This window comes from Pseudoalteromonas sp. SS15, from assembly GCF_049257195.1.
Lineage (GTDB): Bacteria > Pseudomonadota > Gammaproteobacteria > Enterobacterales > Alteromonadaceae > Pseudoalteromonas.
In genome coordinates, this window is record NZ_JBMMUD010000003.1 from 471498 (window position 1) to 484050 (window position 12553).

A 12553-nucleotide genomic window follows, 5' to 3' on the forward strand; every position below is an offset into this window, starting at 1 on the left:
TTACTTAGCGCTTATTTGATGGGCACTTCAATTAATCAAACTTCATTTAAAACGAAAGCGCAGCCAGTTGGCTGCGCTTTTCTGTTATAGGGAATGAGAAACTAAGATCCTGTCAACTAACTCTAGTGCGGTGGTGAAGTTACTGAGATCAGTACGAACATCGCCATCTTTTCCTGAGTGGTGACCATGACCGATAAGCTGCATTTGCTGTAGTGTACTTGGCTGGTCAAAATCGACGATGGCTTGATAAATAAGCGAGGGTTGCGCAGTATAGCCGTCGCCTGAATATACAGGATCGTCAGGGAATCGGTCACTACTGTAGTAAGAGTTGTAATCGAATGAATGGTTTATCTCAAAACGGATACGGTATTGACCTGTTAGTGAGGTCGGCAGCTGAATAGAATAAATGAAATTATCTGTCATGGTTGCACCACTAAAGCCGTCGACAACCAGTTTATTATCGGTTGGCAGGTAGAAGCCATTACTGGCCTGTACACCAAGTTGATGCAAAAACACAGGCAGCGACTCTGGGCGCATGCGGGTGTCTTTTGAATCACTATCTTCACCACCGGTTAATGCCTCTCTACCGATTGCATTTTCGCCGATAAGTAAATGCGCATCGAATACTTGATCAGGATTTATTTTAGAGACTTTATTGGTGAAATTATTAGTGGCGATTTTCTCTGTGACATAGAGCGGCTGAACAAATTCACCGTCTAATGTTTCTAACCAAAACGCATATTGTGGCCACATAAAGTAAGGGCCTTTTTTCAGTTCTAAGGTAATTGTTTGTCCGCTGGCATCTGCAGGGGTAATTACACGCTCGACATATTTTAGTTCTTTATCTTGGTCTGCTTTATCTGCGGCTTTTAGGGTTTGGCCCCAAGTGTAAACTTGCATTGCGGGTGGTAGAGCGAAAAATGGTGATGCCAACAAATAACCTACCAATAAAACGGCTAGCGGCATGGCCAAACTGACTTTGCCCATATGTTTCTTTAATGGGTTTAAATAAGCGAAGAGAGGTTTTGAATTTTTAAATAAGTGCCATACGACGACCAACATCATGGCTGCGCCAATTAAAGTGTGAATAAGCGCTACAACAACATCATGCTGTTGACTGTATAACAATACAGAGGTAACCAACATCACAATGAAGGCTAAAAATAATAGGGTGCCGATAAATACTCGGGCATTAAAAAATGACATAGTGACTCCTTTTGAATTACCTCTTTGTCGCTTACATGAGGTAATAAAAGCCACTAAAGCTTTCTAAAATTATCTAAGGTTATTGATTTTATTGTTAATAATTTAGAGTGTTTAAGTATTTGAGTTGATTTGTAAGCGCTCGACTCTTAGCTATCTGCTTGGCTTTGTTTAATGAAGTGTTGAACTCATCAAGTTTGTTTTGCTTTTTGGCAAGTAAAGCAAGGCTGGCCCAAACACTGCTTTCGCCAACCGGGCAGCGTAAAACTTGGTGATGTTTTTTGGCTTCGAGGTAATACGTTTTAGCTAATTCGTATTCACCTTGGTGCTGAGCAATTCGTGCCAACAAATCTTTCGAGTAGGCCATAAATAGCCAATCATTATTGCTTTGGGCTACTTGCAAAGCTTGCTCAACTCTTGGTTTAGCTAGTTCGTCATCTCCCTCAATTATGGCGTGAATGGCATCGAGATAATGTAAGCGACTTAACTCATTTTTATCATTGAGTTTTTGAGCGAGTGGAATAGCCAACATCAGGTGTTTTTTTACTGCAGAGTAGTCTTTTAGGGCAAATAGCGTACTGACTAAAATTCTTTGAGCAGTCAGGTTTTCAGGATCATTCGCAATGATACTCTCAAGAAGAGGTTTTGCAGCTAGATGGTTGTCTTCAAGCTTTAGGTCAATGGCAACCCCTAACATCTCATGATTAAAATCGGCATGATAGTTGTTGGCTTGTAGGGAGCTTTTTTCGCCTAATTGTTTTGCCACTTTATCGCTAAATTCATCGATCACATCTTGAATGTTACGACCAAATAGCACGCCTTTTTGTTGGGTGTTCTTATAATGCAGCGCATAACTTAGCTGATAGTCATGCGGTGAGCCAGAAAGTTTTGAGGAGACAACCAGCTCGGCGCCAGAGACGGTAAATATTTGTCTAATATGCTCAGGTTGAACATTGCTCAAGGGCGCGCCTGCTCGCTCTAGCACTTCCAGCACATAATCGGTCTGTAATACACCATGCTCTTGATTATTGGGTAAACGCTGTATGACCTGGTCCATTAACCCTAAACGAACCCAGCTATGGTCGTTTCCTTCAATTTGATTTTGCGTCGGTAAAATAACAATAGAGCCTTGAACCTTGCTCTGTTCATTGGGTGCTTGATTTAATGATGTGAGCGCAAAAAACAAAGTGGAAAGAAAAGCACATAAGGTAACAGTTAAAAATGCAGCTTTTCTATTGAGTGACGATTGCTTAGGGGGCTTTTCTGTCACCGTTGGGAGCCAAACATAGCCTTGTTTGGGGATAGTTTTAATTACATCTTCATTTTGAAAGAGCTGTCTAAGCTCATTAATAGACTGAAAAACGACTTGCTCAGCAACAACGGAGTCGCCCCATACCTCATCCAAAATAGCCTGCTTATTTACCGGTTGACCAGCATTACGAATTAATAAAAGTAAAAGCTGACAAGTTTTAGGACGTATCGTCAACGTTTCACCATCACGGGTTTTAACGGTTAAGGCATTGCTGTCAATAATGTAATTTGATGTTTGATACTGCACAATAAGCACTTTTAAGCATATGGAGCCTGTTACCTTAATGGAACATGCGTTTTAATCAAAGTGACAGTTGCAATAAAATCGAAGTCTGTGCTTTCTTCGGCATTTTCTCGACCACTAACATAAAAGAGTTGTCTATCATGCGTTCGATTTCACCTTGTGGAATAGAGCCGTCGAGTATGATGGTGTTCCAAAGTCGTTTATTCATGTGATAGCCGGGGATCACGGCATCGAAAATATCCCTTAATATATGAGCTTCGTCGGGGTTACATTAAGGGCGTGTTTACCTTTGCTGTGTGTTTTTGCAGCAGTGAGTTGGGTGTTTAGGCAAGGCAGGGGCTGCCCCGCAGAGGTTGCGTAGCATAGTTATTCTATGTAAGTCAGCTGATAACGTCGAATAAATATCCAACTCGCGCTGCTCGAAGAGTTCAACCAAAGGCTTCCACGACTTTGTCATTCGCCACTTACATAACCCATTATGCGGGGCAACCTTTGCTGCGCAGCTCATTTCGCGTATTGAAAGCCTTTGATTTGAACAAAATTCATACCTCAAAGGTAAGCACGCCCTAAGTTCATCCACCAATATGGGGTTGTTTCAGTGCCTTTGCCCATTTTTCCCAGTGCCAAAGTCGCGAACATTTTTCCTTTCACTTTATAAACATCGACTCCCTCACCGAAAGGCTGGCTAACGGTAGTCTCGGGCTTGGAGATTAAATATTCATGTGCTTGCAGGTGATCCATCGTCTAGTGTTAACCCTTTAATTGTATTAAACCTGAGCTCAGGTTGTTTAGACATTAATTTGACATAACTGATTGTAGGTTAATAGATAATAAATAGAGTCTTATCGCAAAATTGCTGAGTATTGGATAAGAATCTATTACATTACTGCTAATAATTATCATTTGAGGTTTGCTATGCGTTGTGTGCAGTTGTCGGTGCTTTGGTTTGTAACCATAGTGGCAGTCGGTTTTTATAGTGATTCGGTAAAAGCTGAGTCTATTGAAGTAGATGTGGTTTATCCCGAGCGAGCAGTAGATGCTGGGTTAATATTAACAGGGTCGGTCAGTGCAGTTCATAATGCGCAATTGGCGAGTCAGCAATCAGGTATTGTGGCTAACATTTTTGTTGAAGCGGGTGATGAGGTTACACAAGGTGAGTTGTTACTCTCATTAGATGACACCTTAGCGCAGTTGCAATTTGAGCAAGCCAGTGCCGAGCTCAATATTGCTGAGGTGGCTTTACAAGAAGCACAGCGTTTACATCAAGAGTTAAAAGCATTATCGAAGCGCCAATTAGTTGCACAAACTTTACTGGCTGAACGACAAGCCAATATCAGTAAAGCGGATGCCGAGCTAAAAAATGCTAAGGCTAAGCTCGCACTACAACAAGAGTTATTAACTCGTCACCATATCAAAGCGCCATTTGCGGGCGTGGTGACAGATCGTATGGTAGATGTGGGTGAATGGATTGGCACACAAGACAAAGTATTTAGCCTCATCTCAAATGATAAATTACGTATCGAGCTTGCCGCGCCTCAGCAATATTTTGCTGAGTTTTCACAAGCAAGCGCAATCCAAGCAAGTATCCACAATCAGCAAAATAATAGTGTAGTCATTAATAGCCAAGTAGAGCGCGTTATTGCCTCAGTAAATAAAGCAAATCGTACTTTTAAGGTATTTGTGACGGTGCCTGAAAACAGTGGTTTTGTGATGGGCAGCTCGGCTAAAGTGACCATTCAATTACCCGCTGCTGACAATGCGCAGGTGTGGTTACCTAAGTCAGCGTTAAAGCGTCACCCTGATGGTGGTTATAGTATTTTTGCAATTAATAACAATACTGCTGAGCGCGTATTTGTTGAAGTGACGCAGCAGCAAGCTGAGCGAGTGGCAGTAAAAGGGGCATCAGCCTCGCAGCAATACATCAAAGCAGGGGTTGAGTTATTGCAAAGCGGTGCAAAAGTGTCGGTGAAAAGCGTTGCAGGTAATGCCCTATGATTGAAGGTGCCGTCAAACGCGGTGTGCTTGTCACCGTAGTGGTATTAATTAGCTGTATTCTGGGGTTGGTTGGCGCGTTAAACATTCCCGTGCAGATGATCCCTGATTTAGAAGTACGCACCATCACTGTGCAAACAGGCTGGGCGGGCGCAACTCCTCAAGATGTTGAAAAAGAAATCTTAATTGAGCAAGAGCGTTATTTAAGGAGCCTACCAAATTTAAAACGTATGGTGTCTTATGCGCGAATGGGCAGTGCTGAAATAGAGTTGGAGTTTCCGTTTGGGGTCGATGCCAATGATGCGCTTATTCGGGTAAACAATGCTTTAAGTCAGGTGCCCAGTTACCCCGAAAACGTGGATCAGCCAAGGTTATTTTCGAGTTCTTTTTCGGGCAATGCGTTTATGTATTTTGTGCTTAAGCCACTGCCGGGTAATCCACTTAATCTGGATGTCGACTTATTAAGAGATTTTGCAGAAGACTTTATTCGACCGCGCATGGAAAGCGTTTCTGGTGTGTCTGAAGTGAGAGTGGGTGGTGGTGCGCAAAGACAAATTCAAATAAAGGTTGATGCCGAGCAACTTGCTCAACGTGGTATCAGCTTAAGCGAGCTTCGCAATGCCATTCGTAATCGTAACCGAGATGCCTCTGCAGGTGATATTGAAAGTGGCACTAGCCGATATTTATTGCGCGTAGTTGGGCGCTTTGAGCAACTTACAGAGCTTGAAAGCCTGATTATTCGCAGTGAAAACAACGCCAATATTTACCTCAAAGATGTGGCAACGGTGACTTTAGATCACTTTGAAACACGCAGCCTGTCTTACAATGTGGGTGAGCGTACACTGAGTTTGTCCGTACGTCGCGAAAGTGGCTCAAATGTTTTGGCGATTAAAGACGATATGCTGCCAATTGTTGATGAATTAAATCATCAGCTACTAAAACAAAACGGCTTGAGCCTGACGCTCATGAGTGATGACGTGCAGTATGTCCGAAGCTCCCTTGAGAACGTATGGTTTAACCTTATTCTCGGTGGCTTGCTCGCAACCTTAGTCATGTATTTCTTCTTGCGATCAGGACGCGCTACCTTAATTGGTGTGTTGGGTATTCCGATTTGTACCATCGCCGCGTTTTTAGCCTTAATGAGTTTTGGTCGCACTATTAATGTGATCTCTTTAGCGGGAGTTGCCTTTGCGATTGGCATGACGGTTGATAACACCATAGTCGTGCTTGAGTCGATTTTTCAAGCCAAAAAACAAGGTAAAGGAAAGCGCCAAGCCGCCATTAGCGGTGTGAAAGAAGTTTGGCCTGCTGTACTGGCTTCTACTGCGACAACCGTACTGGTATTTGCGCCAATCTTATTTGTGCAACAAGAAGCTGGGCAGCTGTATTCAGATATTGCCATTGCGATTTGTGGCGCAATTATCGCCTCTATGCTGGTGGCCATTTTTGTGGTCCCTGTCGCCTTAGCGCGTTTAGATAAGCAAGAAGTCACCAGCGAAAGCGCCAAGCAAAGCAAAGCTTACGGTCAAGTTTGGCTGAAATGTGCGAGATTCTTTACTCAATCAAAACAACGAGCGCGTATTGCCTCTGCGTCATTTATTTTGGTCATTTTAGGTGCTGCTTATACCCTGATGCCAGCAGCGGAATATCTGCCAGAAGGGGAAGAGCCAAAAGCCTTCTCTATGATGATAGCCCCGCCTAATTACAACCTTTCTGAAATGGAACGCATTGGCAGTGAGTTAAGAACCTATTTTGCTGATTACGTAAAAGCGGATGGTGCCGCTTTCGCCAATGGTGAAACAGATATGCCACCGCTTTCTTACTATTCGATGTCAGTATCAATTGGTCGTATTTGGTTTTTAAGTGCGCCAGTCGATCCAGACCATATCAACGAGATGATGGATGCCATTACCACTAAGTTTAGAAGCTATGAAGGCATGCGGGCGTTCTCGGCACGCGGCTCGATTATCTCTAGTAATGATGGTGGTACGCGTGCCGTCGCGGTAGACATTGCAGGCAATGACATTGAAGACTTGTACCGTGCAGCAGAGGCCGTATACGAGCAAGCAAATCAAGTGTTTGATAACCCACAGATTAATTCTAACCCAGGCTCGTTAACCCTTGATCAACCTTTGATAGAAATAAAACCACGTTGGCATCGTTTGGCTGAGCTTGGGATCAGTAGCCGAGATTTCGGTTATGCTGTCGCGGCCATGAGTGATGGGGCGTTTGTTGATGAGTTTATTTTAAACGACGACAAAGTGGATATCTTTTTATTCAGTGGCGCAGGTGCTAAACAAACCCTAGAGCAGCTTGAAAGTATGCCAATTGTGACGCCACAAGATGAAGTCTTACCGCTTAATGCACTAGCAGATTTGGTTGAAAGCAAAAACAGTAACTCAGTTAGGCGTGTTGATGGCAATCGAACGGTGACGGTTTACATTATTCCGCCTAGAGATGTGGCATTAGAAGTTGCAGAAGAGAAGGTGCGCAACGAGCTACTGCCAACACTTTGGCAGCAGGGCAAAATCGCTCAAGGCATTAAAGTGAGTATTAGCGGCGCTGCCGATCAGCTCGAAGCAACCAAAGCATCTTTATCTGGCAACTTTATGATTGCATTGGTGCTGAGCTACTTACTGTTAGTGGCTATATTCACCCATTGGCGTTATCCGTTATTCATTTTAGCGACTGTGCCGCTAGGTATGGCGGGTGGCTTACTGGGTCTTGTGATGGTGAATGGCTTAAACTCAGGGCTTGCGAGTTTAGGTATGCAAACCTTCCATCAACCGTTTGATATGATCACCATGTTAGGCTTTTTAATCTTGCTTGGAACCGTGGTGAACAACCCGATTTTAATTGTTGACCAAACCCGTCGTTTTATTATCGATAATGGCCTATCTGTGGTTGATGCAGTCAGAAAAGCAGTCGAAAAGCGTATCAAGCCCATCTTAATGTCTACGGCGACCACTATCTTTGGCTTAGCGCCTTTGGTGTTGATCCCGGGTGAAGGTACTGAGCTATATCGTGGTGTGGGTATCATAGTATTAAGCGGTATTTTGGTGTCGACCTTACTCAGTATTAGCTTTTTACCGGCATTTTTAGTCGCTATTCTTTATAACAAGAGTAAAGACAAACAAGAAAGTTAAAACGCATATATAGAAAAGTTAGAAAACGCCCGGATTATTAAGGTTCGGGCGTTTTTTTGTTTCTATATCTTTGACAAATCTTTACAACTTAGCTGTGCCATTTTAGGCGCTAAGCGATATGATGGAACTAGATATATCTAATTTGTAAGGGAAAACATGCGAATTCAATCTATTGATGTTTTACGGGGCATTGCCATATTAGGCATTTTGCTTATGAATATTTACTTTCATGGCATTATGAGTATGGGCTATGTGCCTTTTGACATCACACCTCAAAGCGACATTTGGGTCGATACCTTCAATGCTATTTTTGCTGATGGACGCTTTAGAACGCTGTTCTGTATCTTATTTGGTGCTGGTTTAGCCATTCAAATAAAAAGCTGCGAAAAGAAAGGGTTAAATTATCAAGACTTCTTAAAATCACGACTTAATTGGTTGATGATTTTCGGTATCATTCACGGCGTGTTTATTTTTGGTGGTGACATTTTATTTCTGTATGCAGTGTGTGCATTGTTTATCATTAAAAAGCTCACTTTACCGACCCGTGAAGTGTTTCGTAAAGCTAAGAAGTGGTTGATTATCGGGACCGTTATAAATGTACTATTTAGTATATTGGCTTCTTTAGCCGTAGGTTTAGAGCCGGAGATGGTGCGTGGTTCTGAGGCGTTCTTGGAAGAATATAACAGCTGGATGGGTAATTATGGTTATCAAGTGACAATACAAGCCATATTTGCAGCATTCTTAGTGATAAGCTCGCCACTTTGGGTGTTTTGGCAAGTCGCTGGTTTAATGCTTTTGGGTGTTTACTTCTATCGCAGCGGTTTTTTCAAGCGAGGCTTAACAGCAAGCCAATTTAAAACCTTTGCATTGGCTGCAGCTGCTTTAACTGGTTTAGATATTTTTATGCGTTTGAGCTACTTTAGTGTAGGCAGTGAAATGAGCTCTTTGCTGGCGAGCATCTCAGCAATCTTCATGGCCATTTTATATATTCATGGTGTGATCTATTTACTTAAAAACAACCACCGTTGGGTAGAAGTCTTCAAAGCGCCAGGCCGCATGGCGTTTACGCTTTACATTATGCAATCGGTCGTTTTAGCGGTTTTACTTCGTTGGGTTTTCCCTGAGGTTCACTTAACTGCGTCGATGACCGATTACTTGGCAATGGCTGTGGGAATGATCCTCTTCCAGCTTGCTTTTGCTAATTGGTATCTTCGTCAATTCAAACAGGGCCCGCTTGAAGCCTTGTGGCGAAAAGCCTATTTGGCAAGCTTCGCAAAGAAGCAGGCTAAACGAGCACAGGCATTAGCATAGTAAGGTAGAGCGTATTAGAGCAGGCTATCAGTTTAGTTAAAAGCAACACTGGCCTGCTCATTTTTCATTCTTTGTATACACTTCAAATCATCTCTATTGCAATTTTTTCAAAAAAGATCTTATTTAAAAATAGATAGATATCATATGTTCCTTTTTTAGCCTGTTTTATTTATTTTAAATGTATATATTATACAATTATTAACAGGTTATTATCTTTTTTCATTATGCTGTCATTTAATTCTGCTACTTCGATGAGTCGAAAGCTCGTTATTGCTATTTTTATCACTATATTTGCAATCTTTTTGTTCGTTACGATTGCGCTTGCTAATTATTTAGCTGAGCAAAGAAGTGCACAGGTGCAGTCTCAAATTAATACGCAAATGCAGGCCAGTGCTGAGCAAATAGAGCAATTCTTTGAAAACAAAATCACCGCACTTCACACTTTATTTCGCGCGCCCAGTAATCTTGCTGCAATCAAAGCAAGGCAAATGCAAGGAGAGCTAGACAGCAATGTAGTGCATTTAAACGCGGCATTGACAGCGCAGTCTTCGGCAGATAAAGAGGTGTTATCTATTTTCTTTGGCTCTGCATTCACTGGCGAATATATGTTTGAAAAGGGCATATACACTAAAGACGGTTATTCGGTATTTGGTCGCCCTTGGTGGGAAGATATAAAACGTACTCAAAACACCGTGATCTCAGAAGTATTATTACACCCTGAATTTAAACAGAATTATGCGGCAATTAACTTTCCTGTACTGCATCAGGGAGAGTTTTTAGGCGTCGGCGGGGCGGATATTCTACTGCCGAGCATTAGTCAATTTGTTGATAAACTTAACTTTCAAGGTGAGGGAGTTGCGCTATTAGCCGATGCTAAAGGGCGCTTGATCCACTTATCTGGAGATCATAACTTTAAACTGAGTCAATTGATTGTGGAGTTTGATAACAGCGCGCGTAATTCTGGCTTTAGAAATCTTTTCAGTACCCGCTCTGATACTTTGCAGACACTACTTTACAATGATACCGAATACTATGCCGCGACTTTAAAAGTACAAAGTGATGCGTTTGATTTAGGCTGGCACTTGGCATTATTGGTACCAAAACAAGTGGTGAATGAACCTGTTAATCAAGCGGTTTATCAGCTTATTGTCTTGTCAGTTTTATTGATGGTGATATTGAGTGTGCTAGTTGGCGTGATCACCAAAAAACTGTGTCAGCCTTTGACACTAGTGCAACTTGCCCTTGAACAAATCGCTGCAGGTAACGGTGACTTAACTAAGCGAATTGAAGTAAAAGGGCAAGATGAAACAGCTCGAGTCGGTTTGGCGGTGAATCAAATCATTGCACACCTACAAGAGATGGTGCAGCAAATTGTGGTCTCGACTCAAGAGTTAGATGCGGCTATCAACTATGTTGATGGCTTAACGCAAGAGTCAGACAAAATGAATCGTACTATGTTGCAGAGCATGCAAACTACAGCCAGCGCAGTGAGTGAACTTGCTACATCAGCACAAAGTATTCAGTCGCAAGCCAATAATGCTCAGCAGGCGGTCAGTGCCGCCAATGACATGGCTGCACAAGGGCAGTTGATGATCAAAGATAATCAACAAGAGTTGGCGGTTGTTGCCGAGCAATTCTCGCAAGCCAATAGTGTGATGAGTCAATTGAGAGACGAGTCAGATAATATCAGTGAAGTGCTAAATGTGATCAAATCAGTGGCAGAGCAAACTAATTTACTGGCATTAAATGCAGCCATTGAGGCGGCCAGAGCGGGCGAAAATGGTCGTGGTTTTGCCGTGGTTGCTGATGAGGTAAGACAATTGGCTGCGCGCAGTGAGTCATCGACCAATCAAATTCAAGCCATTATTGAGCAATTGCAAACTAGCTCAGAAACCGCATCGACTATGATGCAGCATGCCACCGAGCAGTTGCAGGCTTTTGAATCACACTCTGATAAACTGAACGCTGCTTTTGCGGATATATCCCAGCAGGTGAGTCTATGTGTGAGCGCCAATGGTGAGATCACCGATCAGGTGAGTGCTCAGGCGCAAACCAGTGCAGAGCTCGACCAAGTGTTACATTCATTAGAGCAAACCGTTGAGCAACAAATTAAGGGCAGTACTGAAATTGCGAGCTGCCAAACTCAACTGGCAAATTCAAGCAAAGGTCTATACACCCTTGTAGGCAGCTTTAAAGTGCAGTAACTACTTAAACTAAGCTACTCATTTTTTGAGCTAAAGTGAGTGGCTGTAGATGTTAGTCACGTATTTCTCCATGGCAATATCTGGATTGGCTAATTCACTGAAACCGAATTGCTGATACAGACTATGAGCGTCTTTGGTGGCCAACGTAAAACGTCTTAACCCTTGCAGCTCAGGGTGTGTCATCACCGCATCAATCAGCTTCTTACCTAACCCTTGGCCGCGATAGGGCTCAAGTACAAACACATCTAATAAATTAGCAAAGGTAGCGTGATCAGTGACTACACGGCAAAAAGCCAATAATTGTTTGCCATCGACTAGCGCAAAACACATAGAATGATCGATCGCTTTTTTAGTCGCGTTTCGTCTATGCCTTTACTCCAATAGCTACGCTCTGACAAAAAACTAAAGACTTCTTTAAATTGTAATGGGGTCAATTGGTGAACTAATTGCATCATCGCCTCCTATGCAATAAAGATTAGGGGTAAACAGCCAAGTAATAAAACCGCCATGATCAGGTTAAATCGCTTTAGACTCTGAGGTGATTGTAAGTACTTGCTAATGTACTTACCTGTTGTCACCCAAAATAATGCACAGCAGATCCCAACAATATTAAAAATGATTAAGCCCATAATGGCTGAGTGCCAATACAAGTCGCCAGGTAAGGTCAGTGCACTACAGACTGAGATGATCATGGTGAGTGATTTAGGATTAACGATTTGAAACAGCGCCGCTTGTTTAATACTCATCGGCTCGGCAAGCAGAGAGTCTTGTTTTTTAAGCGTGCTGGTGCGGGCTATTTTTATCGCAAGATAAACGATATATAGCGATGCCAAAACTTGCAAAGTGGCATGAAGTACAGGCAAGGCTAAGAACAAACTTCCCAAGCCAAACAGCAAAATGATATGGATTGCGGTCATACCGACGCGAATACCAATGACATGATTAAGTGAGCGCTTCACACCAAAGTTAGCGCCAGAATAAGTCAGTAAGATATTGTTAGGCCCAGGCGTAAAAGCTGCGGCGAAACAAAATAAAATAAGGGCAGGTATTAAAGTAAGCAGTTCGGCACTCATAGTAAAACACTCCTGAAATTGTATTGATACAATTAATTGTTTTGTACTTGCCTTATTAATTGTCATAAT

The 12553-nt window shown here is 42.5% G+C and carries 9 protein-coding genes and 1 pseudogene; 4 read left to right on the forward strand and 6 right to left on the reverse strand.

The genetic code is table 11. From position 1 onward, the window contains the following. Positions 1 to 84: 84 nt before the first annotated feature. The 4 genes and pseudogenes from AAEU28_RS09090 to AAEU28_RS09105 all read right to left on the reverse strand — a co-directional run bounded on the left by AAEU28_RS09090 (position 85) and on the right by AAEU28_RS09105 (position 3499). The gene (locus AAEU28_RS09090) at positions 85 to 1206 is read right to left on the reverse strand and encodes a DUF4405 domain-containing protein (protein ID WP_421963821.1); all 1122 of its coding nucleotides are present in this window, start codon (positions 1204 to 1206) and stop codon (positions 85 to 87) included. A 94-nt stretch (positions 1207 to 1300) separates the two neighbouring features. Beyond that, complete coding sequence (locus AAEU28_RS09095) at positions 1301 to 2761, reverse strand: winged helix-turn-helix domain-containing protein (protein WP_421963822.1); 1461 nt, start codon at positions 2759 to 2761, stop codon at positions 1301 to 1303. A gap of 55 nt (positions 2762 to 2816) precedes the next feature. Next, a pseudogene (locus tag AAEU28_RS09100) lies at positions 2817 to 3029 on the reverse strand (MmcQ/YjbR family DNA-binding protein); the annotation flags it as partial. Between the two features lie 278 nt (positions 3030 to 3307). Further along, positions 3308 to 3499 carry a hypothetical protein gene (locus AAEU28_RS09105; RefSeq protein WP_421963823.1) on the reverse strand — a complete coding sequence of 64 codons (192 nt, stop codon included), beginning with the start codon at positions 3497 to 3499 and terminating at the stop codon, positions 3308 to 3310. Between the two features lie 174 nt (positions 3500 to 3673). Between AAEU28_RS09105 and AAEU28_RS09110 the strand changes: the two genes are divergently transcribed. The 4 genes from AAEU28_RS09110 (at position 3674) to AAEU28_RS09125 (ending at position 11411) form a co-directional block, all read left to right on the forward strand. Then, entirely contained in the window at positions 3674 to 4753 is a 1080-nt protein-coding gene (locus AAEU28_RS09110; protein ID WP_421963824.1) for an efflux RND transporter periplasmic adaptor subunit, read from the forward strand. Further along, on the forward strand, positions 4750 to 7896 hold the full coding sequence (locus tag AAEU28_RS09115) for an efflux RND transporter permease subunit (protein ID WP_421963825.1): 3147 nt from the start codon (positions 4750 to 4752) through the stop codon (positions 7894 to 7896). Before AAEU28_RS09110 ends, AAEU28_RS09115 begins: the two co-directional genes overlap by 4 nt. A 156-nt stretch (positions 7897 to 8052) precedes the next feature. Continuing rightward, a complete protein-coding gene (locus tag AAEU28_RS09120; RefSeq protein ID WP_421963826.1) occupies positions 8053 to 9207 on the forward strand; it encodes a DUF418 domain-containing protein in 1155 nt (384 codons plus the stop codon). Positions 9208 to 9458: 251 nt separating this feature from the next. Beyond that, positions 9459 to 11411 (forward strand): methyl-accepting chemotaxis protein, encoded by a 1953-nt coding sequence (locus AAEU28_RS09125; protein WP_421963827.1) that lies wholly within the window; start codon positions 9459 to 9461, stop codon positions 11409 to 11411. Positions 11412 to 11441: 30 nt separating this feature from the next. Here AAEU28_RS09125 and AAEU28_RS09130 read toward each other — a convergent pair whose 3' ends face one another. Together AAEU28_RS09130 and AAEU28_RS09135 are read right to left on the reverse strand one after the other, a co-directional pair. Continuing rightward, positions 11442 to 11741: a GNAT family N-acetyltransferase gene (locus tag AAEU28_RS09130; protein ID WP_421963828.1), complete on the reverse strand. Its 300-nt coding sequence runs from the start codon at positions 11739 to 11741 to the stop codon at positions 11442 to 11444. Positions 11742 to 11872: 131 nt separating this feature from the next. Further along, positions 11873 to 12484 carry a LysE family translocator gene (locus AAEU28_RS09135; RefSeq protein WP_421963829.1) on the reverse strand — a complete coding sequence of 204 codons (612 nt, stop codon included), beginning with the start codon at positions 12482 to 12484 and terminating at the stop codon, positions 11873 to 11875. Positions 12485 to 12553: the final 69 nt, after the last annotated feature.